This is a genomic window from Nonlabens sp. MB-3u-79, from assembly GCF_002831625.1.
GTDB lineage: Bacteria > Bacteroidota > Bacteroidia > Flavobacteriales > Flavobacteriaceae > Nonlabens.
In genome coordinates this window covers 2,466,676-2,485,996 of the sequence record NZ_CP025116.1, presented here as the reverse complement: position 1 = coordinate 2,485,996, position 19,321 = coordinate 2,466,676, and the positions used below count along the sequence as shown (strand labels likewise).

The following is a 19,321-nucleotide window of genomic DNA, read 5'->3' as shown; positions in this document are numbered from 1 at the left end:
ATTGAGTTCATTACTACTTTACAAGTTTTATGGAATCAATTAGAAGTTCAAAATTTTGTTTCTTTCCATTTGCTATCAATACCGTGACGCTTCTTATTTGATCCTTATCAAAATTAGGAATCCTTAATTTAGCTCCCCTCCAGGAAGGTTGCATTTCAGAAAGCGCTATTTCAATAGTTTGCCTTTCACCAGTCGTATCAAACTCTTTGATGTAATTATGTCGATCGCCAGCAAAGGCTTTCACTCTCAACTGAAAAGTCTTTCCATCACCTTTGAGTTTGATTCTTATTTTGTCAGAAGGGCTCACCTGTAACTTGTCAAAGTTATAATCTACAGAGCTGAACCCTCCATTACTTTCTGTGGTAACATAGCCATGAAATTTTCCATAACCGTCTTCAGTAAGCTCAAAATAGCTTCTAGAGATTCCTCCCATGACACGATCGTCTACAATATTCCAAGCAGAAATGTCAGAATCCTTATTGAAATTGAATATAGTGGTTGGGGATTGATTCATGAGTAAAAGTATTGTAAGGCAAGTAAAAGCGCGTATCATATTTATTTTAGACGATTTAGCTAGTAAAATCTTACGCCATTAACAGTTTTTTGTTAATGCTTGTACTTTCATAAAATAAAGTAACGGTCTTGAACGTTACATAAATTATAGTAAACAAAAGATTTACACAATAGCATTCAATATATTGTGCCAGTTGATTTTAAGATGTATTTTAAACATCATAATGCACAAGTATATTTTTACTCCCTATAAAATACTTAAATTAGAATAACAAGGTCTGTTGTATGTTTTAGGTTGCTTTAAAGGCTGAGGTAATTTGTCCTAGAGAACCTAGCAATACTTATTCTTCCATCAACATTCCTAAAATATCTATGGCAGCTGCACTGATCTTTGTTCCTGGACCAAATACAGCAGCTACTCCTTCATCAAAAAGAAACTGGTAATCCTTACGAGGTATCACTCCGCCAACCACGATCATGATATCTTCACGGCCGTATTTCTTTAATTCGTCCATGACTTGTGGTACCAAAGTCTTGTGACCTGCAGCGAGTGAAGAAACACCTAAAACATGTACGTCGTTCTCTACGGCTTGTTTAGCAGCTTCGGCTGGTGTCTGGAACAAAGGGCCAATATCCACATCAAAACCAACGTCTGCATAGCCTGTGGCCACTACTTTAGCTCCGCGATCGTGTCCGTCTTGACCCATTTTAGCGATCATGATTCTCGGTCTTCGCCCTTCTGTCTTTGCAAATTGGTCGGCTAGTTGTTGCGCTTTCGCGAAAGTGGGATCATTCATAATTTCTTTTTTATAAACGCCTTGAACACTCTTAATAGTGGCACGGTAACGACCGTACACTTCTTCTAGCGCATCAGAAATTTCACCTAAAGTAGCTCGCTCCTTTGCTGCGATTACCGCTAGCTCCAAAAGGTTTCCTTTTTTAGAATCGGCACAATCGGTTAATGCCTTTAAAGCTTCTTTTACCTTTTTGTCATCTCTAGCAGCTTTTATCTCTGTCAGACGATCGATCTGTTCTACTCTTACAGCAGCATTATCTACTTCAAAGGTATCGATCATATCTTCAACTGGACTCAAGTATTTATTCACTCCCACGATGGTATCAACACCAGAGTCTATACGTGCTTGCTTTTTTGCTGCGGCTTCTTCAATACGCATTTTAGGAATTCCAGCTTCTATAGCTTTTGTCATTCCTCCTAATTCTTCTACTTCCTGAATAAGCTCCCAAGCTTTATCGGCTATTTGATCCGTAAGTGATTCTACATAATAAGAACCCGCCCAAGGATCTACAGTTTTTGTAATTCCTGTCTCTTCTTGAAGGTATAATTGTGTGTTTCTCGCAATACGAGCAGAGAAATCTGTTGGTAAAGCAATGGCTTCATCCAGTGCATTGGTATGCAAACTTTGGGTTCCCCCAAAGGCTGCCGCCGAAGCTTCAATAGCAGTCCGAGCGACATTATTAAATGGGTCTTGCTCGGTAAGGGACCAGCCAGAAGTCTGACAATGGGTTCTTAACGCAAGAGACTTGGGATTTTTAGGATGAAATTGCTGAATCATTTTTGCCCAAAGCATACGTGCCGCACGCATTTTGGCAATTTCCATAAAGTGATTCATTCCGATTGCCCAGAAAAAAGATAAACGAGGAGCAAAGGTATCTATATCCATTCCTGCTGCGAGTCCTTTACGTACATACTCTAAACCATCAGCAAGTGTATAGGCCAATTCAATGTCGCTGGTTGCTCCAGCTTCATACATGTGGTAACCAGATATAGAAATCGAGTTAAATTTAGGCATGTGCTGACTCGTGTACTCAAATATGTCTGAGATAATCTGCATACTAGGAGTAGGCGGATAAATGTACGTATTGCGTACCATGAATTCCTTAAGGATATCATTTTGAATCGTACCGCTTAATAATTGAAGATCGACGCCTTGTTCCATAGCAGCGACAATATAAAATGCCATGATAGGCAACACAGCGCCATTCATCGTCATAGAAACCGACATTTTATCTAGAGGAATTTCATTAAATAGAATTTTCATATCCTCCACACTATCTATGGCTACACCAGCTTTTCCTACATCGCCTACCACACGTTCATGATCAGAATCATAACCCCTATGTGTAGCGAGATCAAAAGCTACCGATAGTCCTTTTTGTCCAGCGGCGAGATTGCGCTTATAAAACGCATTAGATTCTGTCGCACTTGAAAAACCAGCATACTGTCTTACAGTCCAAGGCCTGCGTACATACATCGTGGAATAAGGACCGCGTAAGTTAGGAGCTGAGCCAGCCACAAAGTCCAGATGCTTTAAGCTTGCCACATCTTCTTTTGTGTATTCTTTCTTGATAATAATCCCTTCAGATGTTTCATAAGTAGCGCCCTCTGGTCGTTTACTATGAAAATCGTAATTGGGTGTTATGTGAGAGATGTCCTTTCTTTTCATTATAATTTTTTCATTTCACTTTTCTCCAGTTCTTCGGTCAGTCTTCTTACAATCACAGGTTGCACTAGAGTTTTACGCGGATTCATTTTTACAAAAGGCAGAATTTCATATTCTTTTTGAAGGGAAAGATCTACGTTAGGATATTTATTGACTCCTACCAAAACTCGATTTCCGTTGTTGAAATCTTGCTGTTCCTGTTGCGCACTTTCTTTGATCTTGCGTTGTATAGTTCCTTCAAAAAGAGATTGTATGAATCCACCAGCTTTCTCGATCTCTTTAAAAATTTCAAGCGCTTTTTCTACCAATTGTTTGGTAATTGTGTCCACATAATAAGATCCATCTGCAGCGTTACCTATTTGATTCAGGGAAGCTTCTTCTTTTAAGATGATCAATTGGTTGCGAGCAATCCTATCTCCAAATTCGTTTTCTTTATTAAAAAAGGTATCGTAGGGAATATTACATAAGGTATCGGCACCGCCCAAAACAGCGCTCATACATTCTGTTGTTGTACGCAATAAATTGACGTTGTAATCCATCAAGGATTTGTTGCGTAGGCTAGGTGAGGCCGTAATATAGCAACCTAAATCAATACCGTAAACATCGCCTAATGTTTTAGTAAGAACGCGATAAGCACGGTATTTTGCCATTTCAAAAAAGTAATGGCTCCCTATTGATGTGTCTATGTTGATTCTTTTTTCCGCTTTCGCGAAAGCGGACAAGTGACCAGCATCATCCATGTGGTTTAAATACTCGTTGAGATGAGCAGTAAAATAGGCGAGTTCCTGCGTGATCGTTGCACCAGCTTGTTGATAGGTAGTTGTATTTACCGTAATATTTGAAAAGTAACCGTCAAAATTCTTGATAAAAGCATCTAGTTTTTGATGATCTTGATCCTTGTTTTTAAACCAGTTTCCGTCACTTACCAGTTGGTGGATGATGTCTATATGAATGTATGCTTTTGGAGCGATTTCATGAACAGATTTGATATAATCCAAGTCGAAAAACTGGGGGTGCAACTGTATACCAACTTTTGGAAGGTTTTTTAATAAGACCGCTGGATCAATATCTTTGTGAGGTATAAAGAAGATGATACCTTCTCCACCACGGCTGAGTATATCTAGTGCTTTTTTATTTGCGGCAACCGCATTACCAGCATATACACGTTGAGAAATATACCAGTCGTTAGTCTGTGACGATCGATTAGGAATATGAACCTTTGGCGCACTTTCTCTATGGTAAAATGGCTTGATATTTATGCCTTCTCGTGTTGCTGTTATAAGTGTCTTATTATAATCGGCACCTTTGAGGTCCATTTGAATATTCTGTTTCCATTGTGCTTCAGAAACAGGTTCAAAATCTCGGAAAAGTTCTTTACTCATTTTCTTTAGTTTTTACAGAGTCTGGATGCTGAATGATAAACACCTCTTCATTATCTCGCTTCATTAGATAGCGTTCTCTGGCAAATTTTTCTAGACCTAAACTGTCGTTTAAGGTCGCTATACGCGCTTGATCACGGGCAATACCTTTCATATAGAAATCGGCATTTTGTTTTTTTTCAGAAAGTTGCTCGTCTATACTTCTATGCGATGTCATCCAAGCATTTGCGTCAAGAAACAAAATCCAGACTGCAAAAAAGAGGCTAATAAGCGTATACTTATTACTGAAAAACTTCCAATATGGATTAGTCTTTATTTTATTCAATCCCATAAGTGGAAATTTAAGAAATTATCCTAGTTTTTGGTCAATTATAGTACGTAAGATTTTAACACCTACCGAATTGAATCGGTTGGTAGGAATAATTACATCTGCATATACCTTCGTCGATTCTATAAATTGCTGGTGCATAGGTTTTAGGGTCGTCTGGTAACGTTCCAGTACTTCATTTAAATTGCGACCACGGTCTGCTATATCGCGTTTTAACCTTCTTATCAATCGCTCATCGCTGTCGCAATCAATGTACACTTTGATATCAAACAACTTACGTATACTAGGCATGGTAAGGATTAAAATACCTTCTACGATAATAACTTTACTAGGTGCCGTTTTTATGGTTTCTCCAGTGCGATTATGCTCTTTAAAGCTGTAAACTGGTTGATCAATAGTTTTCCCTGCTTTGAGCTGCAAAAGATGCTTTTCCAATAAATCAAAATCTATACTTTCTGGATGATCAAAATTGATTTTAGTGCGCTCTTCATAGCTCAGGTCGCTGGTGTCTTTATAATAAGAATCTTGAGAAATAACCGTTACTTCGTGATCGGGATATTCATGAACCATTTGTTCTACAACTGTGGTTTTTCCACTACCGGTTCCACCTGCGATTCCTAGTATAAGCATGAGAGATTTTTGATTTTCACAAAAGTACGATTTTAGGTTTGAGTTTTAAGCGGTGAATTATAGTTTTGAGTTGATGAGTCATCAAATCCTTAAGCTTTCAAAAACCTGGAGTCGTTGAACTTCATGATTTTTTGTTACCTGTATGATGTAAATCGGAATCGCTGACTTCTAAGTATTTCACGACATGCTTTTATAAATTCTATTGTTCTAAACCATCCTATTACTCAAGAACATCTAGTAACTTTACCCAAAAACAAACATGTCCCTACAGATAGAAGCGAGTTGGAGAGAAGTGTTGCGTGAAGAGTTTAGTCAACCTTACTTTGAGGACTTGACGGAGTTTGTCAAGCATGAATACAGAGAAAATACTTGTTACCCGCCAGGCAATAAGATTTTTGCGGCTTTTGATCGCACACCTTATGAACAAGTGAAAGTGGTGATTATAGGTCAAGATCCTTATCATGGCTCGGGCCAGGCTAACGGTTTGTGTTTCTCTGTGGCTGATGGTATAAAACATCCACCTAGTTTGATCAATATATTTAAAGAAATTTCTAAGGATTTAAATCAGTCGTATCCAGAATCTGGGAATTTAGAACGCTGGGCAGATCAAGGGGTTTTGTTGCTCAATACGGTTCTTACGGTACAGGAATCAATGGCAGGTAGTCACCAGAAAAAAGGTTGGGAAAAATTCACCGATGCCGTTATTAAAAAAATATCTGATGAGCGCAAAGATGTGGTATTTCTCCTCTGGGGCGGTTTTGCCAAAGGAAAAGCAAAGCTTGTCGATCCTAAATATCATTTTATTTTAGAAACCGGACATCCATCACCTTTAAGTGCTAATAGAGGCTACTGGTTTGGAAACCAACATTTTTCTAAGACCAATCGCTATCTACAAGAACATGGAATGAAGCCTGTGAATTGGTAGTGCTAACGTGGGGAACATTCCCTGTAATATAAAGTTCGGCAAGTGTTTTTTTGATCTCTTCTTCTTAATATCAATAAGATGACTTTTTTTTAACTGTTGTAGCTGGCTTTTTCCTTTTTTAATTTTAATGAAGAACTACTATTAATTACAAGTATGCGTGAGGGATTGCAGTGAAAATCCCGCAGCAGGCGCCCATTTTTCTTGGGTACCTGCGAGGAATTGCAACATAAAGCCCGACCACCAGAGTGGTCACGCCCTAATGAATGAGGTAAAAGTGAAAATATACCTTATATTACCAATCATCAAAACCTATTCATGAGTACAGATATAAAAATTAACAGACCTACACCTATAGATTTAACAGAGCGACCGGCATTTTATGATGCTGATTCTAACCTCGTTACTACTATGAACAACTTAGAAGAGGGGAAAGTGGTGCTTATACGATCATTTTATAGCAATGGTCTGAATCTGCTCAAGGAATTGCATGTGCACCTTAAAAAGAAGTTGCCTAATAAAACCTATCAAGAACAGCAAATTTACAGGGATACCTACCGCAAGATGTCTCATCTTATTTTGCTGGAGATTGTTCAAAATCAACTTGAAGTCAAAAAAGCACCTTCCATAGGGTGGTTAGAGAAGTTATATCCAGACGTCAGCGAATTTCATTTACCTCTTCCTCTAATTCAAGGACTTAACAGTTCTTGGCAATGGTTTAAAAAAGGGATTTCCATTCCTGTACTGCGCAATAAAATACATCCTTATTACGGGGTTTATTTTCCAACGCGTTTTGAGCATTTGGAGGTTTTTGACACCTATTTAGAACGTTATGAGGGTCCTAAGAAAGGAGCTTTTGATGTAGGAACAGGATCTGGTGTTCTCGCTCTTCAAATGGTTAAATATAGCTTTCAAAAAGTTTTTGCTACCGATGTGAATCCGAATGCTATCATCGGCCTTACTGAATTTATGGGAGACACGAAGTTATCTCGTAAGATAGAACTGGATCATGCACCGCTTTTTGGCAAGTTTGATAAGCCGGTAGAACTTATTGTGTTTAACCCACCATGGTTGCCTGCATCACAAGAGGTTGAAGGACTAGACGAGGCCATTTATTATAAAGAAGATCTATTTCCTGCCTTTTTTGAAGGAGCAAAAGAACGCTTGTCTGAAGATGGTAAATTAGTTATTTTGTTTTCTAATATCGCTCAAATAACAGAGGTCACCAAAGAACATCCTATAGAAAAGGAACTCGCAGAAAACGACAGGTTCCAACTGGAGCGTTGCTTTAAAAAACGAGTGAATTCTGCTTCAGAAAAAACCAAACGCGATCCACACTGGCGTGATAAAGAAGAAGTAGAGCTCTGGGAACTGAAACATAAGTAACTGATCGTCTTAGAACCGTCTATTACTCTCTTTGCTCTTCTTCGGCAGGAGCAAAGTGCCCGTAGAGGACATAAAAGCCTAGAAAAGACTTCTGCTTATGGTCTGATTACAGACTGAAGCAATAGCAGTAAAAGGGAGCTATCTACTCCAATACGAGTGGTATGGCTTCTGGATAGGTTTATAAGGATAACTAAACCTGTTTATTTTGTAAAAGTTCCAAACCTTGGAATGACTTGATGATTATTTTAAAAAGGGAAAGGAGATAAGAACAGCTTTATTTTGAAGAGTACTATCCATACGTTTTTAGAAATTTGTTAGTAGTAGATAGGCCTGTTGGGTATGCCTAATTTGGTTTATTCTATAATCTCGTAGTCGATACTTAGTTTGCGCAATAATCTTAGCGCAGTGGCGGTGTTTTTATCTTCTACCTCAATGTCTACTGCATCTCCTTCAAGAAGAATATCTGTCAATTCATTTGATAAAGAGGCATTCATTTGAAATGAAATCTCTGCAATACATTGGGCTATCGCTCTTTTATCTGGTCTCTGAGCATCACAAGACAATAAGTTTAATTTCATAATACTGTTTTACTTGTGCAATATACTAGAGTTGCGAGAAGTCTGGTTTATTCAAAGATCTTTATTTCTTTTAATACGTCATTTAAACAACAATAAAAAAGCGCCAAGAATCAAGTCTATGGTTTTTGGTGCTTTTATGGACACGGCTTATTTTTTTTAGAAAAACACACTTGACATAACCTTGCTAGGCAAAGGAGACTATTGAAATTACTGTTAAAAAGGACTAGTTTAAAGCTCTAAACTTTAGGTTAAGCACCAAAACCCTTACTAATTATGGCCATTGTTGTGCTTTCGCTATTTCTTTTTTCAATTGGTTAGGGATATTAATCCATTCCGTTTGTTCCGTTATGTATAAATCGCAAGAACATTCTTCTTTAACCACTTTAATAATTTGTTCAAACCACTCTAGGTATGTCCTATCTCTTGGCGTAGGAGAGTAAAGAGTATTGTTTTCTGTATTCCAATGAACTTCAGTCGCAGTCCTATAAATCATAATAAACTTTTCATATTCAGGTTTAATATGAAGTTTTCCAGAATCATCAATTTCAATTTGTATTATTGTGTCGTGACTAACTGACATATTCCCAAAATTTACTCATTTCAGAGGATTTGTAATAAACAATAAGTTTTTTGAAGTCTTCAGACAAGTCCAGCTCTAAGAGTTCATTTGTTAAGTCAGGTCTATATGACCATATCCACGATAGTATTTCTTCTCTTTGAGGTGGTTCGTTATCAGGACAGAATTCGATATAATTTTCACAAACGCCAATCGTGTTTACAAACAAAATACTTATTGCCGATAACCTTTCATCGAAGTTGTCAAATTCAACAATTTTACTCCAAGGAACCTACCTAGGTAGGGATTCTAATATTTGATTTAATTCACTTTTCATTTTATTCTAATGAAGCACAACTCCTTATAAAGCAGCGCATGTAGATTTTTATCAAATTTGTTCCACAAATTCTAAAAACACTTCTTTATGACGCTCCAAATCTAAATTTGGTGACAGTGAGGCACGTACAATATAATCTTTATCACCTTCTTTAGTAGTTCCTTGAGTCGAGGTGGCAGGTACGGTCCAGTAGCATCCTTTTAATTGGCCATAACTCACACAAAATTTACTTTCGTCTGGAATTTCGGCAATCATTAAATGAATCAATTTAAGATTCAACGTCCTTTTGTAAGATTCTCTTTCTTCATCAGTGGATCCTTTAGTAGGAAGGTCTAATGAAAATACAGATGGGGTAAAGCCTTGATCGGCTATATCTTCAGATACAAAATTGATTTTAGCCTCAGGTAAGGTTTTAGCTATGAAATTTACAAATTCGCGAGTGTTTTTATAAGCATCGTTGATTCGTTGATTCATAGAAGGCAATTGTCTTGCTAATATTTCATATTGCAGATCAGTCGCCTCATTATCGCAGAAAATTAAATGTTTTTCCACTTTATCCATCAAAGAGACTGTCTTTTTATTTCCTATACAATATCCAGCAGTACATTGACCACCGCTTGGAAATTTTGATCCACTTGCATAGGATATAGTTCTTACAGTAGAGAGTATTTTTCCATCTCCTAAAAAGTGATAATTAGGACAAAAAGTTTGATCTAAAATAAAAACAGGATCTATAGCCACTTCACCAGTATTGGTGGTGCGCTCTTTTGTTAAGACCGCTTTCAACTGGAGAAGATCTGGCACTTCAACTCTAGGATTGGTTGGGATTTCAGCAATGATATAAGGTATCGCATCTTCATGAGCTATTTGATTTAAAACAGTATCAATACTTTTAACCATATCGTTATCTCCATCCACGGGTAGATCCACCACTTCAACAGTGTCAAGGCAAGCTGCTACTCGTCTAGCTTGATCATTTGTGCCACCATAACAATTAGGAGGGACTATAAACTTAATTGCCTTACCAGGATGTTTTTCTAATGCTTCATCTATCAGCCCCATCATAATAGCATATTGAATGGATAAACCACAAGAACCTACTAAGGCTTTTGTTTGGGAACCCGTAACTGTTGCAATGGATGCTAACACGCTCTTTTTATTGGACTCCACAGCTAAAGTTTCCCTTGTTGGTATAAGAGTTTTTTCAACCAGTGATTGTAACGCGGTATAAGAATCGGCTGGAGTCATGGCTATGGTCTCCCTTCTTCTTACATGCTGAATATCTGAAATATAAGATTCGTTTTTTGAACCGTTAACTAATAGAACACTGCCCAAGTGAGCGTGAATATTGATAAAGAAATCAACATTGGGAACAAGGTCAAAATGGCCAATGTCATTTTTTTGCGAAATATAAATGCTGCTGCCGTTAAATGCAGGAACTTTTTCTAGATCATCCACTTGGCGCAACTCAAAGTTATAGCCATAAACAGCTCTCAATAAATCGGCGTCCAATAGTTCTGGCAATTCACCGGTATAGAGTATTTGAGTGTTTTTTTGATCCAACAAGTTTTTTCTAAGTACCGCTAAAACAGGAATTGTTTTTGATGCAAAACTGATCACATGATCGGATTCCGTATGATTCAATTGAGCAATTGCCCATTCTAATATAGAAGATAACGGATGTCCCAAACGAATATAATCGTAGGCAGTAGGTAGAATGCTTAGAGCAGAAGTTTGCGTATTGTCAGCCTCAAACAAGGTCTCGAACTGCTCTAAAAATTGAGTTTTAGCTAGTTTCTCCTCATAAAGATCTAGACGATGTGTTGTCAGACCTATCCAGTCTTTAGGCATGTTTTCTAAAACTTCTTTGATATAATGGAGCACTTTACTGTCTGACATATTTTTTACTTTAAGAACGTAAAAATATGGATTTAAAAAGCCAACCTTAAAGGTTTAACAAGACGTTTTGAACCACTTTATCAAACTATTAGTTTCTAAGAAAAAGAGGATGCAAAAATATAGGACCCTGTTAAAGGTGGCAGCTTCTACTTAAAACACTTTATTTGCTATTAACAGAAACAGGACATTATAGGTCTTAGACGCATCATCTCCTGTGTAATATCTTGTGTAAACCTTCTAGCCTTGATGCTTTTACAGAGCTCTTAAATGACACTACCGCTAGTAATCAGTGGGCTTTATGCTATGTATCAATTTCAGTAATCCAATTTAAGAAATTTAAACCACTTATAATTGAATAAGAAAAGAACCCTTATAAACAGGACCTATTGTCATCATGATTTGATTTATTCCGCTTTCGCGAAAGCGTCCATAAAAAAAAAGTCCCCGAGAATCAACTTCCAGTGGACTTTAGTACTATGAGCTATCGCTAGAGCTAAACTCTGTAAGCGATGGCGATCTGTAATCTTAAGAAACTACTTCTTAATTAAACCAATCTCCACCAGTCGCTGGTGTAAGAAATCACCTGAGGTAATGTCTTCGTATTGTTTTGGGTTATTCTCATCCACACACTCTTCTAGGCAGTCCAATTTCATATCACTACGTGGGTGCAAGAAAAAGGGGATAGAGTAGCGGCTCGTATGCCACAATTCACGTGGCGGATTTACCACTCTGTGGATGGTAGAGCGCAGTTTATTATTGGTGTGGCGTTGCAGCATATCACCTACATTAATAACCAGCTCATCTTCTTGAGCAATAGCATCAATCCATTCGCCTTGGCGATTTTGAACTTGTAATCCTGGTGCGCTTGCACCCATCAATAAAGTAATAAGGTTGATATCTCCATGTGCTCCTGCTCGTACGGCATTATCTGGCTCACTGGTGATGGGTGGGTAATGAATAGGTCTCAAGATCGAGTTCCCATTACTTGCCCAATGATCAAAATAGTTTTCCTTCAAACCTATGTGAAGTGACAAAGCTCTGAGTACATAAATACCAGTTTTCTCTAGCATGCGGTAGGCTTGCATTCCTACTTTGTTGAATTCTGGAAGCTCCTTAACTTGTACATTATCTGGATAGACTTCATCTAACTGAGCATCTGCTGACACTTCTTGTCCAAAATGCCAAAACTCCTTCAAATCGCCCTCTTTTTTTCCTTTTGCGTGTTCCTTTCCAAAGGAGACATAACCACGCTGGCCATTCAGCTCCTCGCGTTCGTAACCGAGTTTAGTAGCTTTAGGAAGTTGAAAGAACTGCTCTACTTCTGTATATAATTCTTCCACCAATTCATCAGATAAGAAGTGGTTTTTTAAAGCGACAAAACCTATGTCTTCATAAGCAGCGCCTATCTCGTTGATAAATTTTTCTTTTCTCTTAGGATCGTCGCTCAGAAAGTCAGCTAGATCTACACTTGGGATATTAGTCATGGTAATAAATAGTATTAGAAGTTCTGTAATTAAAATCTCAGTGAAGTAGCGAGCAACAACTCATTACCTGTGTACAAGGGTGTCAATTGAAACTGTACTTGAGATTCTAGTGTTTTATTTCTGTTTTTAAAGATAACATTCTTTAGTAAAGGATACAGCCAGTAAGCTATTTTTATGGATAAAATTCCTATTCCAGCTCCTGCCATAACATCACTGAACCAGTGTTTGTCATTGTACATGCGCAAAAAGCCAGTCGCTGTTGCCATGGAATAACCGGCTATACTGTACCATAGGGATACTTGACCGTATTCTTGATGCAGGAATTCTGCTGCCATAAATGAAATCGCTGTGTGACCAGATGGAAAGCTGCTTTGAGACTTGCCGCTGGGTCTTCTTATGTTTGTATTGTTCTTGATGATATTCACACTGGAATACAGCAATAGGGTAGAGGTTCCTAAAATAGTACTTTTATCAAGCATGTTGTTTCGCCCCTTTATACCTGCAAGGTCGAGCCCGTAAGCAGCTGCAATAGGAGTGAATAGAATGTAGTCATCTACAGAAGTTTTAGTGCCATTAGGGTCCAGACTCTTTCTTATATCCCGATCCCATTTTCTAACAGGGTCATTCTTAATCCCTAGAATACCGTAGCTTACTAGTCCAGTAGGAAGCAGGAGGGAAGAGTATTTAAAACTTACTTCTTTTTGAAACGGAAGGGAATCAGCTACTTTTTGCTGGCTATGACAGGTGATCGAAAAGAAAATGAAGAATAGTAAAAGAAGTTGTTTCATAGAACTTTGATTGTTGATACAAAGTTAGTAAATGAGGACTACTCTTTTGCTACAACCTTAAAGGAAGTAGACAGATTATCTTACATTTGAAATACACTACGTACTAATGATAGATACAGATCAAACTGACTTAAAAAAACTATACAGCAATACCTTAGATCATAAGGTGCTTATAGATTTATATAAAAAAATGCTAATGCCTCGATTGATAGAAGAGAAGATGTTAATTCTCTTGCGTCAAGGCCGTATTTCTAAATGGTTTTCTGGAATAGGCCAGGAAGCAATTTCTATAGGTCTTACCGCTGCTATGCAAAAGGATGAGTACATCTTACCTATGCATAGAAATCTTGGTGTTTTTACCTCTCGAGAAATACCCTTATGGAAGCTCTTTGCACAGTGGCAGGGGAAAGCAGAAGGCTTTACCAAAGGCCGGGACCGAAGTTTTCACTTTGGTACTCAAGAGTATAAAATCATTGGGATGATCTCACACCTAGGTCCACAACTAGGGGTTGCAGACGGGATTGCACTTGCCCAAAAAATGAACAACACTGGTAAAGCCACTGCGGTTTTCACTGGTGAAGGTGGGACGAGTGAAGGCGATTTTCACGAGGCGCTTAATGTAGCCAGTGTTTGGAGTTTACCGGTGCTTTTCTGTATAGAAAACAACGGTTATGGACTCAGCACACCTACTTCAGAACAATACAATTGTGAACACCTCGCAGACCGTGCATTGGGCTATGGTATGGAATCTCATATTATAGATGGGAATAATATCATAGAAGTATACACTAAAATTTCGGCGATATTGAATGACATGCGGGAACGTCCTCATCCAGTGTTGATCGAGTTCAAGACCTTTAGAAGACGTGGTCATGAAGAGGCAAGTGGCACCAAATATGTGCCTGATGAATTGTTGGAATATTGGGAACAAAGAGATCCTTTATCCAGATTTGAAAAGTTTTTACTGGAAGAACATATTATTTCTAGCGATCTAATTAAAAACTGGAATAAGGAGTTTAAAAAAGAGATCAACGATGGTTTAGATACCGCTTTCGCGAAAGCTTTACCTGAATCAACAACAGAACTAGAACTGGCAGATGTGTTTGCACCACACACATTCAATCAAGTGAATCCCGATAGTTCTTCTCAAAACATACGTTTGATAGATGCTATAAAAGATGGACTAGAGGAAGCTATGGATGCCTATGACAATCTGGTGATTATGGGACAAGACGTCGCAGAATACGGGGGAGTATTTAAAATAACCGATGGATTTGTAGAAAAATACGGAAGAGAACGCGTTAGAAACACCCCTATTTGTGAAAGCGCAATTGTAGAAGCTGGAATGGGTTTGAGTATTATGGGGATGAAAGCAGTCGTAGAGATGCAGTTTGCCGATTTTGTGAGCAGCGGCTTTAATCCTATTGTTAATTACCTGGCCAAATCTTATTACCGTTGGAATCAAAAAGCAGATGTGGTGATACGTATGCCTTGTGGAGCAGGAGTAGGAGCTGGGCCTTTTCACTCACAAACCAATGAATCTTGGTTTTATACCGTGCCAGGACTTAAAATCGTATACCCTTCAACTCCAGCAGACGCTAAAGGCTTATTAATTGCCTCCATAGAAGATCCCAATCCAGTACTATTCTTTGAACATAAAGCATTATATCGTTCCATTTATGATGACGTTCCAGACGGTTACTACAATATTGAATTAGGAAAAGCATTAAACATTTGCGTAGGTAATGATGCCACCATCATTACTTTTGGAGCAGGAGTACATTGGGCAAAGCAATTGATCAAGGAAGAAAATCTTTCTATAGACCTTATAGATTTAAGAACGTTAGTTCCTTTAGATAAACAGGCGATAATTAAATCAGTTCAAAAAACAGGAAGGGTTTTATTAGTAACCGAAGACAATCTAACAGGAAGCGTTATTAGTGATATAGCAGCCTTTATTAGTGAAGAATGCTTTGAATATTTAGATGCTCCTGTAATGAGGTTAGGAAGTATTGACACACCGATTCCTTTTGAAAAAGGCTTAGAAAATAATTACCTTCCGTTACAAGATTTAAAAGAAAAATTAAAAAAGTTGCTAAAATATTAAATTAAAGTTAATAAATATGATACTTTTGATACACCCCTGAGCAAACTAATAAAATGAAGTTATGAAATTTATGGATGAGGCGGATAATTTTCGCTATGTACTTTGGACCTTGACTATTATATTTGCTTTTTTAGTATTCTTTGGTCCCGACCCTGAAGGTGGCTCTTTAATGAACACCGCAATCACTTTATTGACTTTATTTGGAACTCTATTAGTTGTTTATTTAGTTTTAAAACTTATACAGAAGACAAAATATAAAGATAAAGAGTCTAATTAAGCTGAAATGTATCTAGAGCTACTATCTTTGAATAGTGAAAAAAGAATACGATATAATTATTGCCGGTGGAGGACTTTCAGGTCTTACAGCGGCAATTTTGTTTTCTAAAGATTTCAACGTCCTGTGTATAGATCCAGATGCGTATCCGCGCCATAAAATGTGTGGTGAGTATTTGAGCAATGAAGTCATCGGTTTCCTAAAGAGCCTAGAGATTGATCTGGATCGAGAATCGTCTGTTGATTTAGAAAACTTAAAATTCACCCTTGCTGGTCATCGATCTATAGAGTGCCCATTGCCTCAGGGTGGTAAAGGAATTTCAAGGTATCATCTCGATCACCTACTGTATCAAAAAGCCATTAAAAACGCCGATTTCCTTCAAGATAAGGTCATTGATGCTGTTTTTGAAAAAGGTTCTTTTCAAGTCAACACTACTTCTCAAAATTTGCAGTGTAAGCAATTTATCATGGCAACTGGAAAACGATCTCTGTTAGATAAAAAGCTAGATCGTGAATTTATACAACAAAAATCACCATGGCTCGCAGTTAAGATGCATTACAAGTACGATATGAGTGATCGCCTGGTAGAACTACACAACTTTGATGGTGGTTATGCGGGTATTTCTAAGGTAGAAAATGGATATGTGAACCTTTGCTACTTAGCTAGTTATGATTCTTTTAAAAAGCATAAAAACGTCACAGACTTTAATGAGGAAGTACTGTCAAAAAATGAGTTTTTAAACAGTTTTTTTAAAGAAGCTGTCCCTGCCTGGGAGCAGCCCATTACAATTTCTCAAATCTCTTTTGAAAAGAAAGAACCTGTAGAAAACAACATTCTTATGTTAGGAGATACAGCAGGTTTAATACACCCGCTTTGCGGTAATGGAATGGCTATGGCTATACACAGCGCCAAAATCGCTTTTGAAGAGTTACATCCTTTCCTTAGGAATGATTTATCCCGAGAACAAGCCTTGAAGAATTATGCCAATAGGTGGAAAAAAACATTCCGCAAACGTTTAAAAATAGGACGTATCCTGCAAGGAATACTTTTAAACAAGACCTATACAAGCTGGGGTCTATGGTTCCTTCGTAAATTCCCTTTTTTATTATCTACCACCATAAAAGGCACTCATGGGAAACCTATCTAGTATTACTTACGAATCTCATAAACGCAACACCGATCCAGAATGGATGGATGATCCAAAGCTGGATGAAGTCACCTTGCAACATGCTGTTGACGATATCAATACGGTGAATAATCTGCTAGGCGGATTTAAATTTATGCTTCAGGCGGTAAAAAAAGAAGTCTCAAAACACCCCGATCAAGCATTGGTAATAGTAGATGCAGGTTGTGGTGATGGCGAGATGTTGCGTTATTTAGAAGCCCATTTGAATAGAGAAAATATCAGCTTTCTTGGGCTAGATTTTGCTGCCCGATCTATTGAGAAAGCTCGTAATAAGAGTGAGGGATTGTCAAGGTTAAGCTTTCGCGAAAGCGATATTCTGCAGACCAACCCAGCAGAATTGCAATGTGATATTCTGATTAGCTCTTTAACCATGCATCATTTTGATGACGAAGAAATCGTAAGTTTTCTTTCCAAGTTTAAAGAGATTACAACAAAAAGTATCATTATTAACGACTTGCACAGGCATAGGATTGCCTTTCTTTTTTTTAAATATATAAGCCCTATTTTTATAAAACATGAGATCTCTAAACACGATGGATTGATCAGTATTGCATCAGGTTTTAAAGGCAGAGATTTTAAGAAATATGCAGCTGCTATAGGCGTAAAAAATGACCGATGGACATGGAAGTGGTCGTTCCGTTTTATATGGATAATTCCAATAGATGAGCGTAAAAATTAAAAGTGTAGCGACGGTAACGCCGCAGTATTATAAGGAAACCAAAGACATTTTACCCTTTGTTGAAGAATGGCTTTCTGGTCAGGACGAGCGTTTGAGACGTAAAACCATCAAAATTTTTGAAGGTGCAGGCGTGGATAAACGTTATTCCATCATGGATCCTATAGAGGTCTTTACGAGGACTTCTTTTCAAGACCGCAATGATATTTATAAAAGAGAAGTGGTACCACTGGCTCAAACGGCAATAGAGAAAGCTTTAGAAAAAGCCTCTTGGAATGCTCAAGAACTCGACTACATCATCACCGTAAGTTGCACAGGTATCATGATCCCGTCTATTGATGCCTATTTGATCAACTCCATGGGGATGAGACAAGATATCGTGCGTTTACCAGTTACAGAAATGGGTTGTGTCGCTGGAATCTCTGGACTGATCTATGCTGAAAATTTCCTGAGAGCAAATCCAAATAAAAAAGCAGCAGTACTAGCTGTAGAAGCACCGACGGCAACCTTCCAATTAGATGATTTCTCTATGGCTAATATGGTGAGTGCTGCTATTTTTGGTGATGGATGCGCCTGTGTATTGCTTTCTTCTTGTGAAGAAGACAACGGCCCAACCATAAAAGCCCATGAAATGTATCACTTCCCAGATGCAACACACATGATGGGGTTTGACCTAGTGAACAGTGGTTTGCAAATGGTGTTGGACAAATCTGTTCCAGAAACTATAGCCAGTCATTTTCCAGCTATTATTCATCCGTTTTTAGAAAAGAATGGATTAACTATCAACGACATTGATCATTTAATTTTCCATCCTGGAGGTAAAAAGATCGTACAAACCGTAGAAGAACTGTTTCATAAACTCGGTAAAAATATAGACGACACCAAAGAAGTATTGCGTATCTATGGAAACATGAGTAGCGCGACGGTTCTATTTGTTTTAGAACGCTTTATGAGTCGTGAGCTCAACAAAGGCTCTAAGGGTTTGATGTTGAGTTTTGGACCCGGATTTACAGCTCAAAGAATACTGTTAGAATGGTAACAGAGTTTAAAGATAAGTATGCTTTAATTTTAGGCGGTAGTAGTGGCTTAGGTTATGCTAGTGCTTTAAAATTGGCTCAACATGGAATGAATTTGATCATTTTCTATAGAGCAGCCAGAATGCAAATGGAACATATAGAAGCTAGGTTTGATGTATTGCGTTCTTATGACATACAGTTAGTTACCATTAATAGTGATGCGACTAGAGAGGATCAACTAGAACAAAACTTGTCAAAAATAGAAGACTTTTTAAAAGGTGGAAAAATTAGTGTGCTGCTGCACAGCATCTCTAAAGGCAATCTAAAGCCATTAACAGGGAATCAAACATTAACTACTAATGATTTCCAGCAAACGATTCATTCTATGGGGATAAGCTTGTACAGCTGGACCAAAGCACTTTACGACACTAATTTGTTTGCTCAACCAGCAAAGATTCTAAGTTTTACAAGTGAAGGAAGTACCAAGCCTATGAAATCTTATGCTGCCGTGAGCGCCGCAAAAGCAGTTTTAGAAGCCATCAATAGGAGTATAGCCATTGAGTTTGCTCCATACCAAATTACTTCCAATTGTATACAAGCCGGAGTTACCGATACCTTGAGTTTGAGTATGATTCCTATATACGAAGAATTGATGGCAGCAAGTCTAAAGCGTAATCCTCATCAAGAATTAACCACTCCAGAGCGAGTGGCAAACGCGGTGTATTTAATGAGTAGGGAAGAAGCAAGCTGGATTACTGGAACGGTTATCAAAGTAGATGGCGGTGAAAATTTGCAGTAAA

Annotated in this window: 18 protein-coding genes; 8 read left to right on the top strand and 10 right to left on the bottom strand. The window is 38.0% G+C overall.

Features of this window, described 5'->3' with window-relative positions:
- Window positions 1-13 precede the first annotated feature (13 nt).
- From CW736_RS10965 to udk, 5 genes are all read right to left on the bottom strand, one after another.
- Complete coding sequence (locus CW736_RS10965) at window positions 14-514, bottom strand: CIA30 family protein (RefSeq protein ID WP_232735352.1); 501 nt, start codon at window positions 512-514, stop codon at window positions 14-16.
- 340 nt (window positions 515-854) lie between these two features.
- Window positions 855-2,978: a methylmalonyl-CoA mutase gene (gene scpA, locus CW736_RS10960; RefSeq protein ID WP_101013981.1), complete on the bottom strand. Its 2,124-nt coding sequence runs from the start codon at window positions 2,976-2,978 to the stop codon at window positions 855-857.
- Entirely contained in the window at window positions 2,978-4,357 is a 1,380-nt protein-coding gene (locus CW736_RS10955; protein WP_101013980.1) for a methylmalonyl-CoA mutase subunit beta, read from the bottom strand. The genes scpA and CW736_RS10955 overlap by 1 nt, the downstream gene beginning before the upstream one ends.
- Entirely contained in the window at window positions 4,350-4,685 is a 336-nt protein-coding gene (locus CW736_RS10950; RefSeq protein WP_101013979.1) for an FtsB family cell division protein, read from the bottom strand. Before CW736_RS10950 ends, CW736_RS10955 begins: the two co-directional genes overlap by 8 nt.
- 18 nt (window positions 4,686-4,703) lie before the next feature.
- Window positions 4,704-5,312: a uridine kinase gene (udk, locus tag CW736_RS10945; RefSeq protein WP_101013978.1), complete on the bottom strand. Its 609-nt coding sequence runs from the start codon at window positions 5,310-5,312 to the stop codon at window positions 4,704-4,706.
- 259 nt (window positions 5,313-5,571) lie between these two features.
- On the opposite strand from udk, the gene ung reads away from it, so the two are divergent.
- Together ung and CW736_RS10935 are read left to right on the top strand one after the other, a co-directional pair.
- Window positions 5,572-6,237, top strand: coding sequence for a uracil-DNA glycosylase (gene ung / locus CW736_RS10940; protein ID WP_101013977.1), 666 nt, complete (start codon window positions 5,572-5,574; stop codon window positions 6,235-6,237).
- A gap of 315 nt (window positions 6,238-6,552) precedes the next feature.
- Window positions 6,553-7,620 carry a methyltransferase gene (locus CW736_RS10935; RefSeq protein WP_101013976.1) on the top strand — a complete coding sequence of 356 codons (1,068 nt, stop codon included), beginning with the start codon at window positions 6,553-6,555 and terminating at the stop codon, window positions 7,618-7,620.
- A gap of 353 nt (window positions 7,621-7,973) precedes the next feature.
- Here CW736_RS10935 and CW736_RS10930 read toward each other — a convergent pair whose 3' ends face one another.
- The 5 genes from CW736_RS10930 to CW736_RS10905 form a co-directional block, all read right to left on the bottom strand.
- On the bottom strand, window positions 7,974-8,198 hold the full coding sequence (locus CW736_RS10930) for a hypothetical protein (RefSeq protein ID WP_101013975.1): 225 nt from the start codon (window positions 8,196-8,198) through the stop codon (window positions 7,974-7,976).
- A gap of 271 nt (window positions 8,199-8,469) precedes the next feature.
- Window positions 8,470-8,778: a hypothetical protein gene (locus tag CW736_RS10925; RefSeq protein WP_101013974.1), complete on the bottom strand. Its 309-nt coding sequence runs from the start codon at window positions 8,776-8,778 to the stop codon at window positions 8,470-8,472.
- A 364-nt stretch (window positions 8,779-9,142) separates the two neighbouring features.
- Complete coding sequence (locus CW736_RS10915; RefSeq protein WP_101013972.1) at window positions 9,143-10,990, bottom strand: PLP-dependent transferase; 1,848 nt, start codon at window positions 10,988-10,990, stop codon at window positions 9,143-9,145.
- Between the two features lie 533 nt (window positions 10,991-11,523).
- The gene (locus CW736_RS10910) at window positions 11,524-12,474 is read right to left on the bottom strand and encodes an isopenicillin N synthase family dioxygenase (protein ID WP_101013971.1); all 951 of its coding nucleotides are present in this window, start codon (window positions 12,472-12,474) and stop codon (window positions 11,524-11,526) included.
- 29 nt (window positions 12,475-12,503) lie between these two features.
- Window positions 12,504-13,262, bottom strand: coding sequence for a phosphatase PAP2 family protein (locus CW736_RS10905; protein WP_101013970.1), 759 nt, complete (start codon window positions 13,260-13,262; stop codon window positions 12,504-12,506).
- A 106-nt stretch (window positions 13,263-13,368) separates the two neighbouring features.
- Here CW736_RS10905 and CW736_RS10900 point away from each other — a divergent pair, with 106 nt between their 5' ends.
- From CW736_RS10900 to CW736_RS10875, 6 genes are all read left to right on the top strand, one after another.
- Window positions 13,369-15,369 carry a thiamine pyrophosphate-dependent enzyme gene (locus CW736_RS10900; protein ID WP_101013969.1) on the top strand — a complete coding sequence of 667 codons (2,001 nt, stop codon included), beginning with the start codon at window positions 13,369-13,371 and terminating at the stop codon, window positions 15,367-15,369.
- Between the two features lie 61 nt (window positions 15,370-15,430).
- Window positions 15,431-15,646, top strand: a complete 216-nt coding sequence (locus CW736_RS10895) for a hypothetical protein (protein WP_101013968.1) — start codon at window positions 15,431-15,433, stop codon at window positions 15,644-15,646.
- Between the two features lie 34 nt (window positions 15,647-15,680).
- Window positions 15,681-16,790, top strand: coding sequence for an NAD(P)/FAD-dependent oxidoreductase (locus CW736_RS10890; RefSeq protein ID WP_101013967.1), 1,110 nt, complete (start codon window positions 15,681-15,683; stop codon window positions 16,788-16,790).
- Complete coding sequence (locus tag CW736_RS10885) at window positions 16,774-17,508, top strand: methyltransferase domain-containing protein (protein WP_101013966.1); 735 nt, start codon at window positions 16,774-16,776, stop codon at window positions 17,506-17,508. The genes CW736_RS10890 and CW736_RS10885 overlap by 17 nt, the downstream gene beginning before the upstream one ends.
- Entirely contained in the window at window positions 17,492-18,544 is a 1,053-nt protein-coding gene (locus tag CW736_RS10880) for a type III polyketide synthase (protein ID WP_101013965.1), read from the top strand. The genes CW736_RS10885 and CW736_RS10880 overlap by 17 nt, the downstream gene beginning before the upstream one ends.
- Entirely contained in the window at window positions 18,538-19,320 is a 783-nt protein-coding gene (locus CW736_RS10875; protein WP_101013964.1) for an SDR family oxidoreductase, read from the top strand. Before CW736_RS10880 ends, CW736_RS10875 begins: the two co-directional genes overlap by 7 nt.
- Window position 19,321 lies beyond the last annotated feature (1 nt).